At 34.8% G+C, this 25185-nt stretch carries 23 protein-coding genes; 8 read left to right on the top strand and 15 right to left on the bottom strand.

Annotated elements, in window-relative coordinates:
• The first annotated feature begins 479 nt into the window (after positions 1–479).
• Positions 480–3074 carry an AsmA family protein gene (locus AB674_RS01495; protein ID WP_047773208.1) on the top strand — a complete coding sequence of 865 codons (2595 nt, stop codon included), beginning with the start codon at positions 480–482 and terminating at the stop codon, positions 3072–3074.
• Positions 3075–3117: 43 nt separating this feature from the next.
• Here the strand turns inward: AB674_RS01495 and AB674_RS01490 are convergent, their stop codons facing one another.
• Together AB674_RS01490 and AB674_RS01485 are read right to left on the bottom strand one after the other, a co-directional pair.
• Positions 3118–4206, bottom strand: coding sequence for a glycosyltransferase family 9 protein (locus tag AB674_RS01490; protein ID WP_047773205.1), 1089 nt, complete (start codon positions 4204–4206; stop codon positions 3118–3120).
• A 223-nt stretch (positions 4207–4429) separates the two neighbouring features.
• Positions 4430–5224: a DUF2797 domain-containing protein gene (locus AB674_RS01485; protein WP_047773202.1), complete on the bottom strand. Its 795-nt coding sequence runs from the start codon at positions 5222–5224 to the stop codon at positions 4430–4432.
• Between the two features lie 242 nt (positions 5225–5466).
• On the opposite strand from AB674_RS01485, the gene AB674_RS01480 reads away from it, so the two are divergent.
• The gene (locus AB674_RS01480) at positions 5467–6978 is read left to right on the top strand and encodes a GH3 auxin-responsive promoter family protein (RefSeq protein ID WP_047773201.1); all 1512 of its coding nucleotides are present in this window, start codon (positions 5467–5469) and stop codon (positions 6976–6978) included.
• Between the two features lie 572 nt (positions 6979–7550).
• Here the strand turns inward: AB674_RS01480 and serB are convergent.
• The 6 genes from serB to AB674_RS01450 all read right to left on the bottom strand — a co-directional run bounded on the left by serB (position 7551) and on the right by AB674_RS01450 (position 11219).
• Positions 7551–8780: a phosphoserine phosphatase SerB gene (serB, locus tag AB674_RS01475; RefSeq protein WP_047773199.1), complete on the bottom strand. Its 1230-nt coding sequence runs from the start codon at positions 8778–8780 to the stop codon at positions 7551–7553.
• A 236-nt stretch (positions 8781–9016) separates the two neighbouring features.
• On the bottom strand, positions 9017–9457 hold the full coding sequence (locus AB674_RS01470) for a VOC family protein (protein WP_047773196.1): 441 nt from the start codon (positions 9455–9457) through the stop codon (positions 9017–9019).
• Positions 9458–9506: 49 nt separating this feature from the next.
• Entirely contained in the window at positions 9507–9941 is a 435-nt protein-coding gene (locus AB674_RS01465; protein ID WP_047773194.1) for an ATPase, read from the bottom strand.
• Positions 9942–9943: 2 nt separating this feature from the next.
• Positions 9944–10360, bottom strand: a complete 417-nt coding sequence (locus AB674_RS01460) for a VOC family protein (protein WP_047773192.1) — start codon at positions 10358–10360, stop codon at positions 9944–9946.
• Positions 10361–10371: 11 nt separating this feature from the next.
• Positions 10372–10779: an SRPBCC family protein gene (locus tag AB674_RS01455; RefSeq protein WP_047773190.1), complete on the bottom strand. Its 408-nt coding sequence runs from the start codon at positions 10777–10779 to the stop codon at positions 10372–10374.
• Between the two features lie 32 nt (positions 10780–10811).
• Positions 10812–11219, bottom strand: a complete 408-nt coding sequence (locus tag AB674_RS01450) for a VOC family protein (RefSeq protein WP_047773188.1) — start codon at positions 11217–11219, stop codon at positions 10812–10814.
• Between the two features lie 140 nt (positions 11220–11359).
• Between AB674_RS01450 and AB674_RS01445 the strand changes: the two genes are divergently transcribed.
• On the top strand, positions 11360–12325 hold the full coding sequence (locus AB674_RS01445) for a GlxA family transcriptional regulator (protein ID WP_047773187.1): 966 nt from the start codon (positions 11360–11362) through the stop codon (positions 12323–12325).
• Between the two features lie 713 nt (positions 12326–13038).
• Here AB674_RS01445 and clpX read toward each other — a convergent pair.
• The 7 genes from clpX to AB674_RS01410 form a co-directional block, all read right to left on the bottom strand.
• A complete protein-coding gene (gene clpX / locus AB674_RS01440) occupies positions 13039–14271 on the bottom strand; it encodes an ATP-dependent Clp protease ATP-binding subunit ClpX (RefSeq protein WP_047773185.1) in 1233 nt (410 codons plus the stop codon).
• Between the two features lie 77 nt (positions 14272–14348).
• A complete protein-coding gene (gene clpP, locus AB674_RS01435) occupies positions 14349–15023 on the bottom strand; it encodes an ATP-dependent Clp endopeptidase proteolytic subunit ClpP (protein ID WP_047773182.1) in 675 nt (224 codons plus the stop codon).
• 231 nt (positions 15024–15254) lie between these two features.
• Positions 15255–16577, bottom strand: coding sequence for a trigger factor (locus AB674_RS01430; protein WP_047773178.1), 1323 nt, complete (start codon positions 16575–16577; stop codon positions 15255–15257).
• Between the two features lie 117 nt (positions 16578–16694).
• The gene (locus AB674_RS01425) at positions 16695–17039 is read right to left on the bottom strand and encodes a phage holin family protein (RefSeq protein ID WP_047773176.1); all 345 of its coding nucleotides are present in this window, start codon (positions 17037–17039) and stop codon (positions 16695–16697) included.
• 38 nt (positions 17040–17077) lie between these two features.
• Positions 17078–17566 (bottom strand): YdcF family protein, encoded by a 489-nt coding sequence (locus AB674_RS01420; protein ID WP_053004169.1) that lies wholly within the window; start codon positions 17564–17566, stop codon positions 17078–17080.
• 38 nt (positions 17567–17604) lie between these two features.
• Positions 17605–18369: an alpha/beta fold hydrolase gene (locus AB674_RS01415; protein ID WP_047773174.1), complete on the bottom strand. Its 765-nt coding sequence runs from the start codon at positions 18367–18369 to the stop codon at positions 17605–17607.
• A gap of 6 nt (positions 18370–18375) precedes the next feature.
• Complete coding sequence (locus AB674_RS01410) at positions 18376–19089, bottom strand: pyridoxine 5'-phosphate synthase (protein WP_047773172.1); 714 nt, start codon at positions 19087–19089, stop codon at positions 18376–18378.
• A 116-nt stretch (positions 19090–19205) separates the two neighbouring features.
• On the opposite strand from AB674_RS01410, the gene AB674_RS01405 reads away from it, so the two are divergent.
• The 5 genes from AB674_RS01405 to bamA all read left to right on the top strand — a co-directional run bounded on the left by AB674_RS01405 (position 19206) and on the right by bamA (position 25148).
• Positions 19206–19865: a CBS domain-containing protein gene (locus AB674_RS01405; protein WP_047773171.1), complete on the top strand. Its 660-nt coding sequence runs from the start codon at positions 19206–19208 to the stop codon at positions 19863–19865.
• 92 nt (positions 19866–19957) lie between these two features.
• Positions 19958–20842, top strand: a complete 885-nt coding sequence (locus AB674_RS01400; protein WP_047773169.1) for an NAD kinase — start codon at positions 19958–19960, stop codon at positions 20840–20842.
• Positions 20843–21015: 173 nt separating this feature from the next.
• Positions 21016–21699, top strand: a complete 684-nt coding sequence (locus AB674_RS01395) for a DUF6089 family protein (protein WP_047773168.1) — start codon at positions 21016–21018, stop codon at positions 21697–21699.
• A 4-nt stretch (positions 21700–21703) separates the two neighbouring features.
• Positions 21704–22444 (top strand): isoprenyl transferase, encoded by a 741-nt coding sequence (locus tag AB674_RS01390; RefSeq protein ID WP_047773166.1) that lies wholly within the window; start codon positions 21704–21706, stop codon positions 22442–22444.
• On the top strand, positions 22377–25148 hold the full coding sequence (bamA, locus tag AB674_RS01385; protein WP_047773164.1) for an outer membrane protein assembly factor BamA: 2772 nt from the start codon (positions 22377–22379) through the stop codon (positions 25146–25148). Before AB674_RS01390 ends, bamA begins: the two co-directional genes overlap by 68 nt.
• Positions 25149–25185: the final 37 nt, after the last annotated feature.

Raw genomic sequence — 25185 nt, 5'->3', positions numbered from 1 at the left:
TTTCACTTAAAATAAATCACATAGACTATTCGAAAAAGAAAGCTGATTTTCCTGAAACATTTCCGAGCATTACTTTCGAATCTATGTTTCTATATATTAAACAGCACTAATTCTATTTTTTGCAAACAAGTTCAAAAAGAATAAAAATCAACACAACCCGTCTGAGACAAACTCAGGCGGGTTGTTTATTTTAATTAACCAAAAGTTAATTTCTACTTAACATCTTTAACCTGTCATCTTATCTATTTTAGCCGAAAATTACAGCATCCCAGTAAGATCAAAATCAGCCCTTGATAAAGTATTAAAAACATAGAAAATTAATTTATTTTTTTTTGATAGCTTGCCTTAATCGAAATTCGATCGACGGCAGGCTATTGTTTTTTATGAAAATTTTCAAATAAACTCAAGTATAAAAGTCTATTTTTGCAAGTATAGTACATCTCAAATCAGAATCGTAAACCTCAAACTTACAATTAATTATGTTGAAGAAAATTTTAAAAATCTCAGCCATTGTCCTCGTGGTATTTATTGCCGCCTTATTCGCCATTCCCTACTTTTTTAAAGATCAGATTAAAGCAAAAATCTCCGAAGCTATTAACGAAAGTGTAGACGCCAAAGTAAGTTTTGCAGATGCTGATTTAAGTTTGTTCCGAAACTTTCCGAATGCCACTGTTGGAATTGATAAATTAGTTATCATCAACAAAGCCCCTTTTGAAGGAGATACTTTGGTATCGTTAGGTAAATTAAATCTAAAGATGAGCATTAAAGAACTTTTCAAAGGAAAAGAGGAACCTTTAAACATCGAGGGAATTAGTTCTGAAAATGGTTTAATCAATATTATTTTTAACAAAGACGGAGTCGGGAACTTTGATATTGCTTTAAAAAACAAAGAAAAAACAGAAAAAACAGAAGCCGGAAAACCTCTTGCTTTAAAAATTCAAAACTACAAAATCGAGAATTTTACTTTTCGATACATTGATCAGGGTTCTAAGATTAAAATGGTAATTGACAGTTTAAATCACGAAGGAACTGGTGACTTCACCAACTCAAAACTGGATTTGACTACCAAATCTACTGCAAAAGTTTCTTTAGACATGGATAAAACCAATTTCATGAATAAAGTATCTCTGACTTTAGATGCTGTTCTTGGCATTGACTTAGAGAAAAGCAAATACACTTTTAAAGAAAACAAAGCTTTAATTAACCAATTGCCACTGGAATTTGACGGATTCATTCAAATGGTTGAAGCAGGTCAGATTTATGATTTAAAATTTAAAACACCTACTTCTTCCTTTACGAACTTCTTAGGATTAATTCCTTCTGCCTATGCCGCTGGTTTAGACGGTGTAAAAACTACGGGAGACTTTACTGTAGCTGGTTTTGCAAAAGGAGAATTAACCGAGACAACGGTACCAAAATTCAATATTGCAATTGCTTCAAACAATGCTTCTTTTCAATATCCGAACTTGCCAAAATCGGTTCAGAATATTGTAATTGACACCAAAATCATCAATGAAACAGGGATCTTAAATGACACTTATGTTAATTTAGACAAACTTTCTTTTAGAATTGACCAGGATGTTTTTAGCGCAAAAGCCAATATTAAAAACATAACAGTAAATCCGATTGTAGATGCAGCTTTAAAAGGAACAATCAACTTAGCCAATCTTTCAAAAGCCTATCCAATCAAATTAGACAAACCTTTGGCCGGTATTTTAAAAGCAGATGTAACTACCAATTTTGATATGGCTTCTGTAGAGAAAAGCCAGTATCAAAACATCAAAAATGCAGGAACAATGCGTTTATCCGGTTTTAAGTATACGGATGAGAACAACAAATCAATGAACATCAGTACGGCTTTGGTCGAATTTAATCCAAGTAAAATCAACCTTAAGCAATTTGATGCTACTACAGGAAAAAGCGATATCAGCATCAACGGAGTTCTGGAAAACTTCTATGGTTTTATGTTCAAAAAACAAGAACTTAGAGGAAACTTCAACATGAGTTCTAACCAACTTGCTGTTGATGATTTCATGACTTCGGGCGAGCCGGCAACAGCCACAACGCAAGCAAAACCTACCGAAGCGATGAAGATTCCCGCGTTTTTAAATTGTACCCTAAACGCAAAAGCAACTACCGTTTTATACGATAATTTAAAACTAAAAGATGTTTCGGGAAGATTGATTGTTAAAGATGAAAAAGCAACTTTAGAGAACTTTAAAACGTCTATTTTTGGAGGAACAATTGGCTTAAACGGAGCGGTTTCTACCAAATCTAAAGTACCTACTTTTGACATGAATTTAGGTTTTAATCAAGTAGATATTGCTCAGACTTTTACGCAATTGGACATGATGAAAAAAATTGCTCCTCTGGCAGGAATCATCAACGGAAAATTAAATTCTACGATTAAACTAAACGGAAATTTAGATGCCAAAGAATTAACTCCGGACTTAAAATCAATTTCGGGAGATTTACTGGGGCAGTTGCTTTCGAGTACGCTAAATGCTAAAAATTCTACGGTATTAAATTCCTTAACTTCAAACATCAAATTCCTTGACGCAAGCAAATTGAATTTAAATGATTTGAAAATGGCTTTGACTTTTGAAAACGGAAAAGTAAATGTAAAACCATTTGACATTAAATACCAGGATATCAAAATCACAGTTGGAGGAACACACGGTTTTGACCAAACTATGAATTACAATCTAAAATTAGATGTTCCGGCCAAATATTTAGGAAGTGAAGCAAACGCATTGATCGCTAAAATGTCTCCTGCAGATGCTGCGAAACTGGATAATATTCCTGTGAATGCCATGATTACCGGTAATTTCTCTAATCCGAAGGTAACAACCGACATGAAAAGCGCCGTGACCAGTTTGACAACTCAATTAGTGAATCAACAGAAAGACAAACTAACCCAAAAAGGCACATCAGCTCTTACGGATTTGATTAATAAAAACACAAAATCTAAAGATACAACGAAAGCTGCGGCAACTGAAAAAGAGAAAAAGACTCAGGAAGTCACCAAAAAAGCAGGCGACTTGTTGAACGGTTTGTTTAAGAAGAAAAACTAAATAACAAAAAAAGGTCAATCTCGCGATTGACCTTTTTTTATGCTTAAACCGCTTTTGAATAAGCTTTTAGCTTTCCGTTATTTAAAATTCCATTCAATATTTTAAAATAATCCTTTAGAGAACAAGTAGTAACATCAACTCCAATACTACTGTTGTCATAAGGCTCATATTTTTTAAGATCTGAGACCGAAAACAAACCTACTGTCGGGGTCTGAACCGAGCTTGCTAAATGCATCATACCACTATCGGCTCCTATAAAAACCGTTGCATTTGCTATTACTGCTCCAATCTTTCTAATGTCTTTACTATAAAATGATGGCGCTTCAAAACCAATCTGTGATACATTTTCGATTGGCAAGATTTCGATTATGGTATAGTCTGCGTATTGCTGTTTAAGCGTTTGGTAAAAATCCATCCACCAGTCTTGTGACAGACATTTTGTCCCGGTAGCATAGGTAAACAAACAAATTGTTTTTTTCGAACTACCGTCTACTATTTTCTTTAAAGTCTTTTTACCTTTTTTGAGTTCAGGCTGAGTTAATTTCAGATCTAAAGGCAGAATTATGCTGTTGCTTTTTGCTAATCCCAGTTTTGTTAGATAGTTCCTGAAATTATAAACGGGATACTTCGCAATATGTCCATAATCACTTTTTACATGCTGATGTTGCTGCTGATCACTTAAATCTCCGTAGAATTTATATTTTGCTCTTGAAAAAATGATCGCCAAACGTCCCGACGAAGAATTCTGATCTACATTGATCGCCATATCGTAGGGCTGTCTTCTTATCGAAATCCAGACTTTACAGTACTTCAGTAAACTTTTAAAAGGCTTTTTGGGTAAATGAATTGTTTTATGGACCGTATCGTAGTTTTTAAAAATAATTGGCGCCAGCGGTCCTTTTACAAATAAATCGATTTTACAATTTGGAAACATTTCCGAGACTTCCTGAACCAGTGGCGTAATCAATAAAAGATTTCCCAGTCGTGCATTGGGTCTGCAAATCAAAATTCGTTTTATTTCTGTTTTATCTACTAAAACAATATCTAAGTCTCTTTTTGATTTCCCAACATTCTTAGTCAGACTGTGCATTACGCGCCTTCTGAAAACATTTATGGCAGTTAAAACACTCATAACTATATAATTTACGTATTAGAAAAAACAGCTCTTTACTCAAGAAAAACAACCATAATTTGAAACTGTTCAAATCTAAATTGTTTTGTTCTCTAAAATAAAAATCTTCTAATAAGTAATTATTATAAAATTGTAATCAAATGTATCAACTTTTTCATGCTTTTTGCAGAAAAAACAGCACGTAAAACCAACAGAATAAACTAGTTAACCAAACAATAAAAAACTAAACTGCAATGGTTACAACATAGCCTTCTGAGCTTCGAACATTAAAAACAGTACCGTTTTCAAAGATCAGATACTGCCCTTTTATTCCCGTTAGTTTTCCTCGAAATGTAGGTGTTTTATCTAAATTTAGACTCGTTACTTTTGCCGGGAAATTTAAAACCGGATACTGTAATTCGTACAAATCATTCTTTTGACTGTAAAAATACTCGCGCGCTTCTTCCGGAATTAAACTTTCAACTTTTTCTTTCTCTTTAATCAAGTCAAAAGTCTGTGTTTCGTTCTGAAGCATTTTTCGCCAATTGGTTTTGTCTGTATAATGGCTTTTTAAAGCAACTTCGGTAATTCCGGCCAAATAACGATTCGGAACCTCAACAATTGCAATCGCCTGACTCGCTCCCTGATCAATCCAACGGGTTGGTACTTGCGTTTTACGCGTTACCCCAACCTTTATATCACTCGCTACCGCCAGGTATACAATATGAGGCTGCAATTGCACTTTTTGCTCGTATTCCAAATCACGATCTGCGATTCCTAAATGCGCTGTACTCAATTCAGGCCTCATAATCCAATCTCCAACAGCCGCACTTGAATAAAAGCATTCATAACAAAATCCCTGCCTGTAGATCTTTTTCTTTTTACCACAATTCAGACATTGATATCCCACAAAACTGACTTCAATTTCTTTATTCAATAATTGATTCATATTGAGAAAACTATCATCAAAAACCAAATAATATTGAATAGGGTTTCCGATTTCTGTTTGCATTTTTGTAAGTACGCCTTGATATGTCATTGGATTTTAGATTGCTGATTTTAGACTTTAGATTTACTTTTAAGGGCGGTGAATTCTGCCTTTTAAATTCAAATTTTGAATTAGATTCTTAACTCAAATAAATTGTATTTTGTAAAAAATACACTATTTTTGGTATGACGACAAAGTTAGTATTTGTATATCGATATTCAAATTTTAAATCTTCTGCTTTTTGATACTAAAACTCAAATCGGAAATTTAAAATCTAAAATCTAAAATTATCCATGCCCTTATCAATAATCAACTCGTTTGCATCTTGGGTTCTTAAGCAAAGAATTCATCAAATAGAGCTCTTTCTAAAATACCCGAATGAAGTTCAGGAAGAATTGTTACATAACTTATTGACTGCTTCTGAAAACACGATTATAGGAAAACAATATGAATTTTCGTCCATAAACTCGTATCAGACTTTTGCTGAGCGGGTGCCTATTGCTACTTACGAGGAATTGCAACCTCTAATTGAACGTACGCGTCAGGGAGAACAGGGTGTTTTTTGGGAAACACCAATCAAATGGTTTGCTAAGTCAAGCGGAACTACTAATGCCAAAAGTAAATTTATCCCCGTAAGTAATGAAGCTTTAGAAGATTGTCACTATAAAGGAAGTAAGGATTTACTTTGTCTGTACCTGAACAACAATGAAGATTCAGAATTGTTTTTGGGGAAAAGTCTTCGTCTGGGTGGAAGCTCTCAGATTTACGAGAACAACAATACTTTTTTTGGAGATCTTTCGGCCATTCTGATCGAAAACATGCCAATCTGGGCCGAATTTAGTAGTACTCCAAGTAACAAAACATCATTAATGACCGAATGGGAGGCTAAAATTGCAGCCATCATCAATGAAACCAAAAATGAAAATGTAACCAGCTTTGCCGGAGTTCCGTCGTGGATGTTGGTTCTGATGAATAAAGTTTTAGAAGATACAGGAAAAGGAAGTTTATTGGAGCTATGGCCCAACCTTGAAGTTTATTTTCACGGCGGTGTGAGCTTTTCTCCTTACAAAGAACAATACAAGAAAATCCTACCTAGCAAGGATTTCCAATATTACGAAATATACAATGCCTCAGAAGGCTTTTTTGCGATTCAGGATTTAAATAATTCGAGTGATTTATTATTGATGCTGGATTATGGAATTTTCTATGAATTTATCCCAATGGATACTTTCGGAACTCTAAACCAGAAAGTAATTCGCCTGGCTGACGTTGAATTAAATAAAAACTACGCTATTGTTATTACCACAAATTCGGGTCTATGGCGCTATTTAATTGGTGATACGGTTCGTTTTACTTCTTTAAACCCTTATAGAATCAGAGTTACCGGAAGAACCAAACATCACATCAATGTATTTGGTGAAGAATTAATGGTCGAAAATACCGATCAGGCCATTGCCAAAGCCTGTCAACTTACTCAAACAGAAGTAATCGATTATACGGTTGCCCCTATTTTCATGAAGGACAAAGAAAAAGGAGCACACGAATGGATGATCGAATTCAAGAAAAAACCGGCAGATGTAGGACTTTTCCAAAAAGTGCTGGATGAAACCTTGCAGACTTTAAACTCGGATTACGAAGCCAAACGCTACAACAACATGACCTTAAATCCTTTGGTAATTAATGTTGCCAGAGAAAATTTGTTTTACGACTGGCTAAAAGAAAGAGACAAATTGGGTGGTCAACATAAAATTCCGAGACTTTCGAATCAGAGAGATTATCTGGAACAATTGAAGGAAATGTCGTGATTTTTTTGAAATTCCAAATTTTTTAAATTCCAAATTCCAAATCTGGGGTAGAACTTTGGGGATCTGGAATGATTGAAGGTGCTATAGTCTTTTTTGAAATTCCAAATCTGGGGTAGAGCTTTGGGGGTCTGGAATGATTGAAGGTACTATAGTTTTTTTTGAAATTTCAATCTTTTGAAATTCCAAATTCCAAATCTGGGGTAAAACTTTGGGGATCTGGAATGATTGAAGGTGCTATAGTTTTTTTTTGCCACGAATTGCTCTAATTATCACAAATTAAAACCTGGTGTTCTATTCGCAGACTTAAAAAATCATAACTGTTGGACTGAAAAAATCCAACTGTCAGGCTGAGCGAAGTCGAAGCCCCTTTATCCCTTATAAGCCTTCGACTTCGCTCAGGGTGACACCTTAATGTTAAATCATATCAATGTACTTGTTATATGATTTAGTTTTTTTTTGCCGCGAATTACACTAATTTTCACAAATTAAAACCTGCTGTTCTATTCGCAAACTTAATGAATCCAACTGTCAGGCTCAATAACTCCCATTGTCAGGCTGAACGAAATCGAAGCCTACATCATATCAATATACCTGTCGTGATACCCTAACAGATACAAAACACCGTCAAGTCCTAAGCTTGAAATTGAGGTCGCGGCATTTTCTTTTACTTTTTGTTTGGCGTGAAAAGCGATTCCCAAACCGGCTAAGTTTAGCATCGGTAAGTCATTAGCACCGTCACCCACAGCTATTGTTTGGTTAATATGAATTCCTTCTTTATCGGCGATAGCTTTTAAATGCTCTGCTTTTTTCTGCCCGTCAATAATATCTCCTAAATATTTACCTGTTAGCTTACCGTTTATAATCTCTAACTGATTGGCATGAACGTAATCAATTCCTAACTCTTTTTGCAGGTATTCTCCAAAATAGGTGAATCCTCCGGAAAGGATTGCTGTTTTATATCCGTAGTATTTTAAGGCTTTCATCAGACGATGGGCTCCTTTTGTTATGGGTAATTTTTCTGCAACGGATCGTAATACATCTTCGCTCAGCCCTTCCAATAAAGCCATGCGTTGCTTGAAGCTATCGTTAAAATCAATTTCACCGTTCATGGCCTGTTCTGTAATTGCTCTTACCTGCTCGCCTACTCCGTTTAATTCGGCTAACTCATCAATTACTTCGGTCTGAATCAATGTCGAATCCATATCAAAACAAACCAGACGTCTGTTTCTTCTGTAAATATTGTCTTCCTGGAAAGAAATATCAACATCTAAAGTTCTTGAAATCTGCATAAAACTGGCCGTCATGACAATTTTATCTACAATTTCTCCGGTTACCGCTAATTGTATGCAAGAACGAGGATTTTCTTCTATTTCAATAATAGAAGTTCTGCCCGTTAGTCTTATAATGGAATCAATATTCAGATTTTGATCAGACAATATTTTAGTCACTGCGGCCAATTGTGAAGCGGCCAATTGCTCTCCTAAAATATTAATGATATAACGTTGTCTTGATTGCGATTTTACCCAGGTTTCGTAATCTTCAATAGAAATCGGAGTAAATTTTACTTTGATTTCCAGTTCGTAAGCTTTAAACAACAAATCTTTTAAAACAGGTCCGGAACTTGAGCCGGATTCAATTTCGAATAAAATTCCTAATGAAAGTGTATCATGAATATCGGCCTGACCTATATCTAAAATAACAGCATCATAAGTTGCCAATACCGCTGTTAAACCAGCTGTAACTCCCGGCTTATCATGACCGGAAACTTTTAATAAAATAATCTCTTTGCCTTCTGCTGCCATGTTTTCTTTATTGATTACGAAGCGACAAAAATCGGCAATCTATTGTTGATAAAAAAGAATAATCATTGTTTTTTTAGACCTAAAAAACACAAATCAATGGCTATTTTTTAATTAATTTAACATTTAACACTAATTATTAAAATAAATATACTTTTGGTAACTTCAAACAAAAAATGACTCCATTTTGAGGAATCATTTTTTGGTCTTTTAAAGATAAAATAATTGCTTATCAGTCTTTATTTACTTGGCATATTTTCATCAAAATTTACCATCCAGCTAATGTCAAATTTGTCTTTGAACATTCCGAAATAAGCACCCCAAAATGTTTTTTCCATCGGCATATAAACCGCTCCGCCAGCTGATAATCCGTTAAAAATTCGATCTGCTTCTTCTGTACTTGCTACATTAATTGAAACGGAGAAATTTCCGCCAACCACTACATCTCCGGATTGTTCGCTGCTGTCACTTCCCATCAAAATAGTATCTCCAATTGGTAAAGAAACGTGCATGATTCTGTCTGCATCTTTTTCTGATGCACCTGTACATCCTTCTTCGCCTTCAGGCATATCTTTAAATTTTCCGATATATGGAAATTCTCCTCCAAAAACTGATTTATAAAATAGGAATGCTTCTTCGCAATTTCCATTAAATATTAAATAAGGGTTTACTGTTGCCATGATATTTTATTGTTTGTTGTTATTATTTATTGTCATTGATCATTTATTCTTATTCTGCTAATTCTTTTACTTTTTCCAGTCCTTTTGGAAAAGTCTCTTTGAAGTAATCCAGGTATTTTTCGACTACATCAACGTGAGCCACCAAATCAGTAAATTCGCCGTCAGCTGTTAATCGATACGTTTCCATGGCACCGCTCCATTTTTTTGTTTCCTCATCAATGGGCATTTCCTTAAAATCTTTTAGTTCACCTAAATGTTTAAAAGCCATATATTCGTTAGGAATCTTTGTTTCAATAATGCTATACATTCCTTCACCTCCGGGGGATAAAAAATGTATTGTATCTCCTTCGTTCCAGTTACTTATTGTAGAGGAACCTTCGCAGAAAACTTCAGTCCATTTCTTATAGGTTTCCTCCTCCCATAAAACTGACCATATTTTCTCTCGTGAAGCCTTTATTCTAATTGCAAATTCTAATCTTTCCATATCTAATTTTGTTGTGGTAGTTTACTAAAATCCATATATAAAACATTCCAGCGATGACCGTCTAAATCGGCAAAACCAAAACCATACATCCAACCCTGGTTTTCTGCCGGCGGAGCAAAAACAATCCCTCCGGCTGCTTTTACCTTTTCTGCTAATGCATCTACTTCCTCTTTGCTTTCGGCATCAATCGAAATCAGGATTTCTGAACTCGATTGTGTATCTGTAATTTTGTTCTGAGAAAAGCTCTCAAACAAGGCATCTTCAAAAAGCATTACTACAAAATTCTTTTCTCCAACCAACATACAAGTCGAGCTGGGCGTATCCTGTTGCTCATTAAAAGTAAACCCTACTTTCAAAAAAAAGGCTTTTGCTTTTGCTACATTCTTAACAGGCAGATTCAACCAAATTTGTTTTGTCATCTTTGTCCGTTTTAGGTTGCACTTTCTACATAACTTTTAAAACTATCCATAATAGCCTGCCAGCCTCCGCGTTGCATTTCTTCCGAATTTTCTGTCTCAGGGTCAAAACTTTCAACCACTTCTACTCCGTTTGGCGTTTGCTTAAAGCTAATCTCCACTTTACGTCCGTCTGCTATTACATAATTGATTGCTTCGTTTTGTTTAACCAAAGTATATTCTCCTTCAAAATCAAAACTCATACTGCCATCTTTTGCAGCCATAGTCGATTTGAATTTTCCGCCCTCTTGTACATCATTTTCAGCATAAGGGGTATGCCAGTCCGGCGAAGGTGTGTTCCATTTTGTAATGTGTTCCGGTAATGTCCAAAATTCCCAAACTTTACTTATCGGTGCGTCGATTGTATTCTTTACTGTAATCATAGTTGTTTAAGTTTATATTGTTAGTTAAAAATTTAATTTGAAGGAGCCTGACTTTCATCCATAAAGAAGATTTCCCAATGGTGTCCGTCCGGATCTAAAAAGGCTTTTTGATACATCCAACCATAGTCTTTTGCCTCCATATATTCTGTTCCTCCAGCTTTTACAACTGCTGCTATTATCTCATCTACTTTTTCACGACTGTCAACGGATAAAGCCGTCAAAAATTCCGTGCTCTTGGAGGTGTCACAAATTTGTTTATTAGTAAAGGTTTTGAAAAACTCCTCTAAGAGAAGCATGGCAAAAATATTTTCACCAATTTCCAAACAAGCTGCTTTATCATCTGTAAAGTTTAGATTGAATGTAAAACCCAATTCCGTAAAAAAATCCATGGACCGTTTTAAATCTTTTACAGGAAGATTTAAGAAAATTTCTGTTTTCATATTTATAAAATTACTAATTATTTAAGACAAATTTAGAATTTTAAACAATCCTTAAGAATACAATAAAAGTCATTTTTAGGGTCATATGAGACAATTTTTATACTTTTGTGTAGAGATTAACTTTCAAAAAGCAAAAAACCATGAGCAAAAAAATAGGTCTAATTGTACCGCATGACTATAAATTATTGAGCATTGCAGCGATTTTAGAAGTTTTTGAAACCACTAATAAATTGCATACCGGAATTGAAAAACCTTTTGAGATTATGGTCTTTCAATCTTCAGAACAGATCAATCAGGAACACTTATTTGGATATGAAGTACAACCAATAGAAACTTCTGAAGAACATCCGGAATTGATTTTGATTCCCGCTTTTACTACAGACAATATGAGTGAGGTGATTGCGAAGAACAAAAGTTTTATTCCGTGGTTACAAAAGCAACACAAAAAAGGAGCCGAATTGGCTAGTTTTTGTACCGGTGCGTTTTTGTTTGCCGCTTCAGGTTTATTAAATGAAAAACTGGCCACCACACATGTAGATGCCTGTAGTGCCTTTACTAAAGCATTTCCATTAGTCAAACTAAAATCAGAGGAAACTTTAACGGCAGATGGGAGTTTGTATACCAGTGGAGGCTCTACCTCAACCTTTCATTTATTGATTCTATTGGTTCAGAAATATTGCGGAAATGAGATTGCGGTTCAGATTGCCAAGATTTTCTCGATTGATTTAAACCGATACAAACAGAGTTATTTCAGCACATTTAGACCCAATCATTTGCATAATGACAGTCTGGTTGCCATGTTACAGCAAAAAATAGAGAATCAATACAGTACCATAGAAAAACTGGAAGAGATCACCAAAGATATTCCCACCAGCGCCCGAAACATGACACGTCGTTTTAAACTGGTTACAGGAATTCCGCCTATTGAATATTTACAGAATATAAGAGTAGAGAGTTCAAAGAAATACTTGGAGCAAACGCAGCTTTCAATCTCTGAAATTATTGAGAAAACAGGTTATAATGATCCTAAAGCGTTTAGAAAAGTGTTTTATAAAATGGTCGGCATGAAACCTATTGAATATCGCGACAAGTTTAGGGTGCAATAAATTACGCTTTTTGGAGTAAAAGGTAAAGTCGCAAAAAATTTTAAACCATATAAGTGATGTAAGAAAATATAAGTTTTGAATTAGATTAACTTATAACTCTCCTTGTGACAAATGTCTTGTAAACTTTGGGGCTATTTTTCTCGTAAAGTCGCAAAGAATTAAACCATATAAGTCATCGAAGAAAATATAAGCTTTAACTTAAGTGAACTTATAATTCTCTTTGTGAAAAATATCTTGTAAACATTGGAACTATTTTTCTCGCAAAGACGCAAAAAATTAAACCATATAAGTCATAGAAGAAAATATAAGTTTTAACTTAAGTGAACTTATAATTCTCTTTGTGAAAAATGTCTTGAAACATTGGAACTATTTTTCTTGCAAAGTCGCAAAAAATTAAACCATATAAGTCATAGAAGAAAATATAAGTTTTGAATTAGATTAACTTAAACTCTCCTTGTGACAAAGGTCTTGCAAGCATTGGAACTATTTCTCTCGCAAAGGCGCAAAGTCGCAAAAAATTAAACTATACAAGTCATTGAAGAAAATATAAGCATAGAATTAAATGAACTTACATCACTTATATGGTTTAAACCGCCCCTCATTAGCTTAACAACTGAAAGATCAATCTCATTTTTTTTTATTGTGTCGAGAATTAAAAAACCACTTTTCAGTCAAAAAAAAACACCTCAGATGAGGCGTTTTATAGTATTGTTTTACGAAGCAATTTCCATTCTCTTCAATAAATTTTTGCTTAGTGTATGTTCGGCGTACTCTCTGTCGATTGTCAGTGTTTTATCGTCTGAACTTGGCAATTCGTACATCGCATCGGTTAAGATTGCTTCACATAACGAACGCAATCCACGTGCTCCTAATTTGTATTCTAATGCTTTGTCAACAATAAAATCCAAAGCTTCATCCGTGATACTGAATTCAACTTCATCCATCAAAAATAACTTTTGATATTGTTTGATTAAGGCATTTTTAGGTTGTGTTAAGATTGCACGTAACGTTTCTCTGTCCAAAGGATCCATGTGCGTTAAAACCGGTAAACGACCGATAATCTCCGGAATCAATCCGAAATCTTTAATGTCTTTTGGAATAATATATTGCAACAAATTGTCTTTGTCGATATTGTCTACATTTTTAGAAGTTGAATATCCCACTGCCTGACGGTTTAAACGCTTTGAAATAATACGTTCTACTCCATCAAAAGCTCCTCCTGCAATAAACAGGATGTTTTGGGTATTTACTTCTACAAATTTCTGGTCCGGATGTTTACGACCTCCTTTTGGTGGTACATTTACAACTGTTCCTTCCAGCAATTTCAATAATGCTTGTTGTACACCTTCACCTGAAACGTCACGTGTTATAGATGGATTATCGCTCTTACGGGCGATTTTATCAATTTCATCAATAAATACGATTCCTCTTTCGGCTTTGGTTACATCATAATCAGCGGCTTGTAGCAAACGTGTCAAAATACTTTCAACATCTTCTCCTACATAACCTGCTTCTGTAAGTACCGTTGCATCAACAATAGCCAAAGGAACATCTAACATCTTAGCAATCGTTTTTGCCACCAATGTTTTTCCGGTTCCGGTCTGACCCACCATAATGATGTTACTTTTTTCGATCTCTACTTCGTCGTCTAATTGCTGTTGCATTAAACGTTTGTAGTGATTGTAAACCGCAACCGACATTACTTTTTTAGTCTGATCCTGACCAATTACATATTGATCCAAGAAAGCTCTAATTTCTTTTGGTTTCTTTAAGATTAAGTCCCCAACTAGTTTTGCACTTCCGCTTGATTTTAATTCTTCTAATACAATTCCGTGTGCCTGCTCAATACACTTATCACAGATATGTGCATTGATACCTGCAATCAATAAATTGGTTTCTGGCTTTTTTCTTCCACAAAACGAACATTCTAATACTACTTTTGCCATTTCTTATGTTTCAAGTTTCAAGTTTCAGGTTCCAAGTTAACAATAGCAACTTAAAACCTGAAACTTTAAACCAATTTTTATCCTCTTCTCAACACCTCATCAATCATTCCGTATTCCTTAGCTTCGTCTGCGATCATCCAGTAATCACGCTCGCTGTCTTTGTGTACTTTATCAAAAGTTTGTCCTGAATGTTGTGAGATGATGTTGTACAATTCATCTTTTAGTTTCAACATTTCACGTAAGTTGATTTCCATATCGGTAGCTACTCCTTGTGCTCCTCCTGATGGTTGGTGAATCATTACTCTTGAATGTGGTAAAGCGGAACGTTTTCCTGCTGCTCCTGCACATAGTAAAACGGCTCCCATAGAAGCTGCCATACCGGTACAAATTGTCGCTACGTCAGGTTTGATGTATTGCATGGTGTCGTAAATCCCTAATCCTGCGTAAACGCTTCCTCCCGGAGAATTTAAATAAATCTGAATGTCTTTTGATGCATCAGCACTTTCCAGGAAAAGTAATTGTGCCTGAACGATATTAGCGATCTGGTCGTCGATACCTGTTCCTAAAAAGATAATTCTGTCCATCATTAATCGGGAGAAAACATCTAATTGAGAAATATTCAACTGACGTTCTTCGATAATATATGGAGTCATATTGGTTGGGTTCATTGCCGCTACGATTTTATCATAGTACATGGCATTTACTCCTTGGTGCTTTGTAGCAAATTTTTTAAATTCTTTACCGTAGTTCATATGTATCTGTTCTAAGTTTAAGTTTATTTGATGTCTATTTTAATTTATCAAAGGTCATACCTTTTTATGAATAATGCCAATATGTCGTCTTTTCGTTTAAAATGTTTCAGGTTTCAGGTTTCAGGTTTCAGGTTCACGAACTTGAAACCTGAAACCTGAAACCTGAAACAAAAAAAAGAGCGTCAAAAGAAAATATCAATTGACGCTCAAATATACTTATTTTTTCAGAAATTATTCTCCGTATGATGCAGCAATAAATTCTTCGTAAGTTACTTCTTTAGTTGTTGGATTTGCTTTCTCTTTAAACAACTCTAACAATTTCTCTGCAACAACTTGCTCAGAAAGTCTTTTTACTTCCTCTTGGTTAGATAAAACTCTAGCCACGATTCCTTGTACTTCTTCGTCAGTTGGGTTTGTTTGACCAAATTGAGCCATTTGTTGTCTGATCGCGTTTGTTGTAAAAGCTTTCAAATCTTCAAATGTAATTTGGATATTACTTTGAGCCATTGCTTTTCCTTCAATCAATTGAAAACGCAATCCTTTTTCAGATCTCGCATATTCTACTTCAGCTTCTTCTGCAGAAAGTTTTTTCTCTCCAACAGTTTGCAACCATTTTTTAAGGAATTCTGACGGTAAATCAAACTTTGTGCTTTCGATAAGGAAATCCTGAACGTCTAACAATAATTTTTGATCTGCTTGTTGTGCAAATTGCGCTTCAGCATCTTCTTTGATTTTAGCTTTTAAGTCTTCTAATGAAGCTACTTTTCCTTCACCAAAAAGTTTATCAAATAAATCCTGGTTTAATTCTGCCAATTCAGCTCCGTTGATAGCTTCGATAGTAAAGTTTACTTCGATATCTAAACCGTGAACATTATCATGACCTACTTTTAGGTAGTCCATTAATTGGTGATCATCTTCGAATAAACCTTTTGTGCTTACTGCAACAACATCTCCTACTTTTTTACCGATAAATTTATCTCCGGCAGCTTTGTTGAAAGTAGCTACAGAAATGGTAGTTGTGTTATTGATTCCGTTTTCTTCGTTAGAAAAAGTTCCAGTTAAGTCAGAATCTGCAACAACAGCTTCTTGAGGAATTGCTTTTCCGAATTGTTTTTGGATACGCTCTACCTGACCGTCGATTAATTTAGCATCAGCTGTAACGATATATTTTACGATATCATTTTTAGCTTCTAAATTAATTTCGAAGTTTGGCACTAAACCAATTTCGTATTCGAAAGTTAACTCTTCAGCATCCCAATCGAAGTTTTCGTTTACTTTAGCAAGAGGAGTTCCTAATAGATTTAATCTTTCAGATTGTACAAAACGCTCTAAAGCTAAATCAACTACTTTTTGAATTTCTTCTTGTTTAATACCTTTTCCGTATTGTTTTTCAACAAGGTCTTTAGGTACTTGTCCTTTTCTAAAACCTTTTACAGTTGCTAAAGGCATTTTTTCGTTTATTCTTTTTTGCACCTGCCCTTTGTAGTCCATGTGAACAACGTTCATCACAATCACTTCATTAACAGCGTCTATTGCTACTCTTTTAATATCCATCGTGTTCTTTAATTTACGTAATAAAATTGGGTTGCAAAATTATAAAATTTTTGCAACCCAACCAAGTTTTTAACCTATTGTATTTGAAGCCCTTTTTTATTCGGCTTTGATTTTAGTTTATTTATCGTCTCCTACAATTTTATAAGTAATAGATTGAAGAATAGACAATATAATACTGAAGAATAATGCGGTCCAGAAAGACTCCACTTTAAAACCTCCGACAATATTAGTGCACAGTAGAATAATAATGGCGTTAATCACCAGTAAAAACAAGCCCAACGTCACAATCGTAACAGGAAAAGTCAGGATGACCAATATTGGTTTTATAAAAAGATTCAGCAACCCTAAAACTACCGCAACAATTACAGCGGTGGTAAAACTGGCAACATGAACACCTGGTAAAAAGTGAGCGATCACCAAAACCAAGGCAGCGGTAACAAGAAGTCTGAGTAATAAGTTCATAATTGTATGGTTTAAAATTTATTTAAAAGTACTAAAATTTAATAATATAAGCCTTTGCTTAAAATTCCATTGATTGCTTTTTTTTCATGGATCACCAATCGCTCTTTTTCTGTATCAGAAATAGCATGGACTACTCCGGCATATTCCACGTTATCAAATCCTAAAATTTCATCAAAAATAAGCTTCACCCTTTCGACATGATAGTCAGAAGTAATCACAACAACCGTATTTAAGTGATGTTTAATCAATATCTTTTTTGCTAATACTGCATCTTCGACCGTATTGGCAGACAAGGCCGCTTCTAAGAAGTTTTCCGCACTAAGTCCATTCTCTGTTAAATAGTTCATCGCATAGTCTGCATGCGGATAAGGCGCTGTATTAAAATGCGCTCCAAAACCTCCTGTACAAATAATATAGTTATCCTTTGGTTCAAAAATATCCAAACAATAATCTAATCGGTCCAGCGCTATTTGCCCTAAATTTCCAAGTTCTGAATTTGGAGACCCCAGTACAATTAAAACTTTCATCCTTTAACTTTAATAACAGTAGTCGTCATCCTCAAAACTTACTCTTTTAAAAATGCCGTTGTCAGTTCAAAAAACAATTTTGGATTTTCGGCATGAAGCCAATGTCCCGCATTAGGTATAGTATCTAATTTTACATCCGGAAAATGCTGACGTATTTCCTCCATATCTTCGTCCTTAATATAACCGGAACTTCCTCCACGTATAAACAAGGTCGGTTTATCAAAAACCAAACCGTCTGCCAACGCTTTTCCTATAGCATCTAAGTTACCATTAAAAACAGCCAGATTAAAACGAAAGGCCAGTTGTCCGGGTTCCTGCCAATATAAATTTTTCATTAAAAACTGACGGGTTCCAAAATCCGGAACATATTGTGTCAAAATAGTTTCTACTTCATTTCTACTTGGCTTTACAGAAAAATCAACTGCATTTAACCCTGCCAAAATATCCTGATGGTGCTGGTTGTAAAATCTCGGACCAATATCAGCTACAATTAATTTATCTACTAATTCCGGATAAGTCGTCGCGAAAAGCATCGCTACTTTCCCTCCCATCGAATGTCCTAAAATATCAATTTTGCTTAATTGATTTGCATGGCAATATTCGAACACGTCCTTTGCCATCGCTTCATAGGTAAATTCATCGGAATGAAAACTGCGTCCATGATTTCGCAAATCCAAAACATGAACTTGAAAACCTGACTCTGCATATTGCGAAGCAAGCGTTTTCCAATTATCTGACATTCCTAAAAAACCATGCATGATAACGAAGGGTTTCCCTTCGCCTTCTATTTTTGAATAAAGCATAAAGTCTTATTTTAATTTTTGCAAATACATATTCACCACATTATCCAAACCAAGATAAAGCGCTTCTGAAATTAAAGCATGCCCAATAGACACCTCTAATAATCCCGGAATGTTTTGTTTGAAAAACTGAATATTATCCAAACTAAGGTCATGACCTGCATTAATCCCTAAACCTAATTCGTTGGCTAGTTTTGCCGCTTCAATGTAAGGATCAATTCCGTTTTTATTTCCTAAACCGTACTGATGTGCAAAAGCTTCTGTATACAATTCAATTCGGTCCGCTCCTGTTTTTTTGGCACCTTCAATTATTTCCAAAACCGGGTCAACAAAAATCGAAGTTCTGATTCCGTTGCGCTGAAATTCCTGAATAACCTCACTTAAATAAGATTCATTTTTTATAGTATCCCAACCGGCAGAAGAAGTAATGGCCCCAATTGCATCCGGAACTAAGGTAACTTGTGTTGGTTTACACTCTAAAACCAAATCAATAAAATTATGCTGTGGATTTCCTTCAATATTATATTCGGTATGTACAATGGCTTTTAAATCACGTGCATCCTGATAGCGAATATGACGCTCATCCGGACGTGGGTGAATCGTGATTCCTTGTCCTCCAAAATTCTGGATATCTGTCGCCACTTTTAATAAATCAGGAACATTTCCGCCACGGGCATTTCGCAACGTTGCAATTTTATTGATATTTACACTTAATTTTGTCATATAAATAGATAATTAATTCTAGTAACATTATATTTGTTACCACAAAAATACAAAGTAAAAGGTAGCAGTTTTTGCTATTTTTTGATTATTTTGCATCAAATATCCACAATTGATCTATGACAGAAATTACCAACTATATCACAAACGATTTTCGAGCAATCGACAGCCAGGAAACGATAGCGTCGGTTCAGGACTTTTTTGCTGACCTAAGTTTTTCCCATTTTCCGGTTTTAGAGAATGGTATTTACATTGGGAGCATCTCCTCTGATGATGTTGAAACTTTTGATACGGACAAAAAAACAATTGACTATAAATATACGTTTGAACGTTTTTTTGCGCGAAAATCAATGATTTGGTTGGATCTTTTAGAGGTTTTTGCTAAAAATCACACCAACACCGTTCCTGTTCTGGACGAAAACAACACCTATATCGGCTATTATGAAATGGAAGATATAATGAAGTTTTTTAAAGAAACTCCATTTTTAAAAGAACAAGGTGGCATCATTATCGTTCAAAAAGGACTTATAGATTACTCCATGAGTCAGATCACTCAGATTGTAGAAAGTAATAACGGTAAAATTCTGGGTTGTTTTATCTCTGAAGCCGATCTCGAAAATGTTCAGATCACTATAAAAATCGGATTGGGAGCCATGAATGAAATCATTCAGACTTTCAGAAGATACAATTACGAAATTATTTCAGAACATCAGGAAGACACCTATATCAACAGTTTAAAAGAACGTTCTGACTATCTGGACAAGTATCTTAATATTTAATTTAAAATATAACAAGCAGAAAATGAGTCAATCAGATCGTCCCCCAAGACATTGACACATCATCAAATTTTCTCATTATCTAAACAAAAAGAATGAAAGTAGCGATTTACGGACAATATTATCAAAACAGTACGGAACCGATCATAAAAGACATTTTCTTGTTCTTCAATTCGAACAACGTTGAAATGGTAATTGAAGAAAATTTTCTAAAAATGCTTTATGAAAAGCAACTTATTAATGCGGAGTACAACACCTTTTCTTCGACTACTTCTTTAGATGATAGCTTTGAAATGTTGATCAGCATTGGCGGTGACGGGACTATTTTGAGAGCAGCTACTCTAGTTCGGGATTCAGGCGTTCCAATCTTAGGAATAAATGCAGGAAGACTCGGTTTTCTGGCCACCGTACAAAAAGAAAAGATTGATAGTTTTTTACAGTTTGTAGTCGACAAAAACTACACGATCTCTGAGAGAACTTTATTAAGTCTGACTTGTGAGCCAAAAAATGATGCTATAGCCGAATTAAACTTTGCCATGAATGAGGTTACCATAAGCAGAAAGGACACCACCTCGATGATTACAGTTGAAACGCATTTGAACAATGAGTACCTGACCTCGTACTGGGCAGATGGTTTAATCATTTCTACACCAACAGGGTCTACAGGATATTCGTTAAGTTGCGGAGGACCATTATTAACGCCAGATGTCAAAAGTTTAGTGATTACCCCTATTGCCCCTCATAATTTAACGGCAAGACCTCTTGTAATTCCGGATGATACCGAGGTAAAACTTCGTGTTTCAGGCAGAGACGATCAATATTTAGTTTCACTGGATTCCAGAGTTGCTTCTGTAAAAAACGAATCCATTTTAACCATAAAAAAGACCAATTTTAAAATAAAAATGGTCGAAATCCCAGGTGAGACTTTCTTGAAAACCTTGAGAAACAAATTGCTTTGGGGAGAAGACAAAAGAAATTAATCTCTTTTCTGATTCACAAGTATACTATTGCAGTACTTTTTCCCGTTCTGCATGTAGCGAATCATCATTAAATGTCTAAAAATCATATCGTAAATTGAAAAAAAAGCACATTTTACTAAAGAAACTTTGATTCGTATTGATAATTATTATATTTGCACGCAATTCTGAATTAAATGAAGAAAATTTTTAATTTATTGTTCTGTTTTTTCCCCTTCTTAACACTAAGCGCTCAAATAAATGAGATTGGTGTTTTCCTGGGTGGAAGTAACTTTGTAGGAGACGTAGGAAAGACCACCTATATCGCTCCTGAAAAACCGGCTTTTGGTATACTATATAAATGGAACCGAAGCCCACGCCACTCCTACCGTTTCTCTTACACTCAGTCTACCGTAATAGGAAATGACCTTGATTCTAAAGAAACCGGAAGAAGCAACAGAGGTTATAAATTTAAAAACAACATAAAAGAACTGTCGGCTGGTCTGGAATTTAACTTTTTTGATTTTAATCTTCACGATTATCATCCTAAAGTTACACCGTATCTGTTTTCGGGATTGAGTTTCTTCAACTATGATGATTTGTATATCTCGGGTGGACAAACAAGAAAAATCAAAAATTCAAATTCGTTTGCAATACCTATTATATTAGGTATAAAATCGAATATAACGCCTCATCTGATTTTAGCAGCAGAAGCCGGAGTGCGTTATACCTTTACTGATAATATTGACGGAAGCAATCCCAGCAATGGAAATTTAGCTCCTTTACGTTTTGGAAATTTAAATAATAATGATTGGTATGTATTCTCAGGTGTTACTTTAACGTATACCTTTGGACAAAAACCTTGCTATTGCGCATATTAATACAATGAACTTACTAGACTCTATAGATCAAACAAACTTACCACAACATCTGGCCATTATTATGGACGGAAATGGGCGTTGGGCAAAACAACAAGGCTTTTTAAGAGCATTTGGTCACGAAAACGGAACAAAGTCTGTAAAAAAAACAATTACTACTTGTGCTACACTTGGCATTAAGTATTTAACCTTATATGCTTTTTCAACAGAAAACTGGAATCGTCCAAAACTCGAAGTGGAAGCTTTAATGAAAATTCTAATCAATTCTTTAAAAAAAGAGCTTGGTACTTTACAGGAAAATAACATTAAACTTAATGCTATTGGAAACCTTGATAAGTTACCAAAAAGTGCTCAAAAAGAACTTTTAGATGTAATTGACAAGACAAAAAACAACACCCGCCTTACTCTTACTCTGGCCTTAAGTTACGGATCACGAGAAGAATTGGTAAATACCGTTAGAATCATCAGTGATAAAGTTAAAAATAATATAATTTCAATAGACGCTATTGACGATTCAATTATAAATGAGCATCTTTACACGCAAAATTTACCTGACGTAGATTTATTAATACGAACAAGTGGAGAACATAGAATAAGTAATTTTTTGCTATGGCAAATCGCCTATGCAGAATTATATTTTACTAATGTCTTGTGGCCAGACTTTAAAGATCAAGATTTATATGAGGCTATTATTAGTTATCAAAAAAGAGAACGTAGATTTGGAAAAACCAGTGAACAAATTAAATAATTTTTTAGTGTTACAAAAAAGAATACAACTAGTCCTTACCCTGATTCTAATGGGTAGTTTTTCACAAATAAAAGCACAAGAAAGAGTTCCTTTTGATCAAGGAAAAAAGTACATTCTTGCTAAAGTCTCTGTCGTTGGTAAAATAAGCTTCAATGAACAAACAGTGGTTACTTTCTCTGGCCTTCAAAAAGGACAGGAAATAACGGTACCCGGAGAAGAAATCAGTGGCGCAATTAAAAAATTGGGCAAACTGGGACTTTTTGACGAAATTTCGTTTTATGTAAATAAAATCGAACAAGACAGTATCTATTTAGATCTGAATATTATTGAGCTTCCTAAGCTTAATGAGGTCAAATTTGTTGGTATCAAAAAGAATAAAGTAGAAGGTTTAATTAAAGATAACAATTTGACTAAAAACAAAATTGTTAATGAAAACCTTATCACCACTACCAAAAATTACATCGAAAACAAGTATAAAAAAGACGGTTTTTACACCACCAAAGTCACCATTACTACTACTCCCGATACCACTGCAGGAAATCAGGTAAATATGGTTGTGCGTGTAGATAAAGGCGACAAAGTAAAAATCAGCAGTATCGATTTTGAAGGGAACACCCAACTTAGCGATACTAAACTGAGAGCCGCTATGAAAGACACTAAACAAAAAAATGTCTTCCGCATTCTTAAATCTTCAAAATTTATACCTGAAAAATACAAGACCGACTTAGAAAAAGTTATTTCTACCTATAAAGAAAAAGGATACCGTGATGCACGTATTATTTATGACTCTGTTGCTTACAACAAAGAGAAAAATATGCTTGCCATTAAAATTAAAATGGAAGAAGGAAATAAATATTACTTCGGAAATATTAAATTTTTAGGAAATACGGTTTATCCTGACCACCTTTTGAATCGCTACTTAGGGATCAAAAAAGGAGAAACATATAACGGTGTTTTACTTGAAAAAAGGATCGCAGACAAAACAAAACCGGATGCCGAAGACATTACCAATTTGTACCAAAACAATGGATATTTGTTTTCAAACATTAATGCTGTAGAGGTAAAAACGGCTAATGATACAATCGATTTTGAGATCAGAATTACAGAAGGTCCAATCGCTTATTTTAATAAAATTACAGTTGTTGGAAACGACAAAACAAATGATCATGTTATTTACCGTGAATTAAGAACCAAACCAGGTGAAAAATACAGTAAAGAACAATTAGTAAGAACAATTCGTGAAATTGGACAATTAGGATTTTTTGATCCTGAGGCGATAGATCCAAAATTCAAGAATGTAGACGCAGGTGCCGGAACAGTAGACATCGAATACCATGTTGTTGAAAAAGGATCAAGCCAGGTTGAACTTCAAGGAGGTTATGGTGGAGGTGGTTTCATTGGAACCTTAGGACTTTCTTTTAATAATTTCTCAGCCAGAAATTTATTCAAGAAAGACTCTTACAAACCTTTACCAATGGGAGACGGGCAAAAAGTATCACTTCGTTTACAAGGAAGTACTTATTTCCAAACGTATAGTTTATCGTTCTCAGAACCATGGTTCGGTGGAAAAAAACCAGTACAGTTTAGTTCTTCTATCTCTTACAGTAAACAATTCTTAAACAATTTTGTGACAAGAGATGTAGATAAGAGCAAAAGTTTTAACATCTTAACGTTACAAGTTGGTCTTGCTAAAAGACTTACAGTGCCGGATGACTACTTCGTATTGTCACAATCTGTAAGTTACCAACACTATGACCTGAACAATTATAACACAGGATTGTTTACCTTTGGTAACGGAGCGTCAAGAAACCTTGCGTATACAATTGGAATTTCAAGAAGTAATAAAGGGGTCAATCCTATATTCCCTACTTATGGTTCGGAGTTTAGTATTTCTGCAAAAGTTACACCACCTTACTCTATGTTCAATGGTATTGATTATGGTGATCTGGGCAATCAAAAAGAATACAAAACACAATATACAGGAACATCTGGAAACGGAATAGATGGTAAACCTCTAAATACTGGTGATTACGTTAAGACTGAAGTAGTAAATGGAAATACTGGATTATCTAGTGTAGGTACAAATTACCAAAATGCAGATACTGACATTGCAAAAGTCGATCAGAAGAAATACAACTGGTTAGAATATTATAAAATTAAATTTAAAGCAGACTGGTATACTAAAGTGTACGGTAAATTAGTTTTAAGAACATTAACAGAATTTGGTTTCTTGGGTGCTTATAATCAAGAACGAGGTGTAGTACCTTTCGAACGTTTTTACATGGGAGGAGATGGAATGGCCAACTACTCTATGGACGGTAGAGAGACTATTGGATTAAGAGGATATAAAAACAATACGTTGACACCGATTATTGAAGATCCTAAAGATCCTAGATATGGACAGCAAATTGGAGCAACGATTTACAATAAGTTCTCTATGGAGCTTCGTTATCCAGTAACCTTAAAACCATCGGCCTCAATTTATGTTTTAACATTTATAGAAGCTGGAGCTGCTTATCCAACGTTTAAAGCTTACAACCCGTTCGATTTATATCGTTCTGCAGGTCTTGGTGTTCGTGTATTTATGCCGGCGTTTGGACTATTAGGTTTTGACTTCGGGTATGGTTTCGATGCTGCACCGGGAGCAATTAATAACAGACCAAATGGTTGGGAACCACACTTTATTATTGGTCAGCAATTTTAAGAAGATTATATTTGGTTAAAAATTTTCAAATAAAGTA

The sequence above is a fragment of the Flavobacterium sp. ABG genome (assembly GCF_001027725.1).
GTDB classification, from domain to species: domain Bacteria; phylum Bacteroidota; class Bacteroidia; order Flavobacteriales; family Flavobacteriaceae; genus Flavobacterium; species Flavobacterium cupriresistens.
This window is presented reverse-complemented; position numbering and strand designations above follow the sequence as displayed.

What these genes read in the sequence shown, in the direction of transcription:
- AB674_RS01495 (WP_047773208.1), top strand. Translation starts at nt 480, where the DNA reads ATGTTGAAGAAAATTTTAAAAATCTCAGCCATTGTCCTCGTGGTATTT.
- AB674_RS01490 (WP_047773205.1), bottom strand. Translation starts at nt 4,206, where the DNA reads ATGAGTGTTTTAACTGCCATAAATGTTTTCAGAAGGCGCGTAATGCAC.
- AB674_RS01485 (WP_047773202.1), bottom strand. Translation starts at nt 5,224, where the DNA reads ATGACATATCAAGGCGTACTTACAAAAATGCAAACAGAAATCGGAAAC.
- AB674_RS01480 (WP_047773201.1), top strand. Translation starts at nt 5,467, where the DNA reads ATGCCCTTATCAATAATCAACTCGTTTGCATCTTGGGTTCTTAAGCAA.
- serB (WP_047773199.1), bottom strand. Translation starts at nt 8,780, where the DNA reads ATGGCAGCAGAAGGCAAAGAGATTATTTTATTAAAAGTTTCCGGTCAT.
- AB674_RS01470 (WP_047773196.1), bottom strand. Translation starts at nt 9,457, where the DNA reads ATGGCAACAGTAAACCCTTATTTAATATTTAATGGAAATTGCGAAGAA.
- AB674_RS01465 (WP_047773194.1), bottom strand. Translation starts at nt 9,941, where the DNA reads ATGGAAAGATTAGAATTTGCAATTAGAATAAAGGCTTCACGAGAGAAA.
- AB674_RS01460 (WP_047773192.1), bottom strand. Translation starts at nt 10,360, where the DNA reads ATGACAAAACAAATTTGGTTGAATCTGCCTGTTAAGAATGTAGCAAAA.
- AB674_RS01455 (WP_047773190.1), bottom strand. Translation starts at nt 10,779, where the DNA reads ATGATTACAGTAAAGAATACAATCGACGCACCGATAAGTAAAGTTTGG.
- AB674_RS01450 (WP_047773188.1), bottom strand. Translation starts at nt 11,219, where the DNA reads ATGAAAACAGAAATTTTCTTAAATCTTCCTGTAAAAGATTTAAAACGG.
- AB674_RS01445 (WP_047773187.1), top strand. Translation starts at nt 11,360, where the DNA reads ATGAGCAAAAAAATAGGTCTAATTGTACCGCATGACTATAAATTATTG.
- clpX (WP_047773185.1), bottom strand. Translation starts at nt 14,271, where the DNA reads ATGGCAAAAGTAGTATTAGAATGTTCGTTTTGTGGAAGAAAAAAGCCA.
- clpP (WP_047773182.1), bottom strand. Translation starts at nt 15,023, where the DNA reads ATGAACTACGGTAAAGAATTTAAAAAATTTGCTACAAAGCACCAAGGA.
- AB674_RS01430 (WP_047773178.1), bottom strand. Translation starts at nt 16,577, where the DNA reads ATGGATATTAAAAGAGTAGCAATAGACGCTGTTAATGAAGTGATTGTG.
- AB674_RS01425 (WP_047773176.1), bottom strand. Translation starts at nt 17,039, where the DNA reads ATGAACTTATTACTCAGACTTCTTGTTACCGCTGCCTTGGTTTTGGTG.
- AB674_RS01420 (WP_053004169.1), bottom strand. Translation starts at nt 17,566, where the DNA reads ATGAAAGTTTTAATTGTACTGGGGTCTCCAAATTCAGAACTTGGAAAT.
- AB674_RS01415 (WP_047773174.1), bottom strand. Translation starts at nt 18,369, where the DNA reads ATGCTTTATTCAAAAATAGAAGGCGAAGGGAAACCCTTCGTTATCATG.
- AB674_RS01410 (WP_047773172.1), bottom strand. Translation starts at nt 19,089, where the DNA reads ATGACAAAATTAAGTGTAAATATCAATAAAATTGCAACGTTGCGAAAT.
- AB674_RS01405 (WP_047773171.1), top strand. Translation starts at nt 19,206, where the DNA reads ATGACAGAAATTACCAACTATATCACAAACGATTTTCGAGCAATCGAC.
- AB674_RS01400 (WP_047773169.1), top strand. Translation starts at nt 19,958, where the DNA reads ATGAAAGTAGCGATTTACGGACAATATTATCAAAACAGTACGGAACCG.
- AB674_RS01395 (WP_047773168.1), top strand. Translation starts at nt 21,016, where the DNA reads ATGAAGAAAATTTTTAATTTATTGTTCTGTTTTTTCCCCTTCTTAACA.
- AB674_RS01390 (WP_047773166.1), top strand. Translation starts at nt 21,704, where the DNA reads ATGAACTTACTAGACTCTATAGATCAAACAAACTTACCACAACATCTG.
- bamA (WP_047773164.1), top strand. Translation starts at nt 22,377, where the DNA reads ATGAGGCTATTATTAGTTATCAAAAAAGAGAACGTAGATTTGGAAAAA.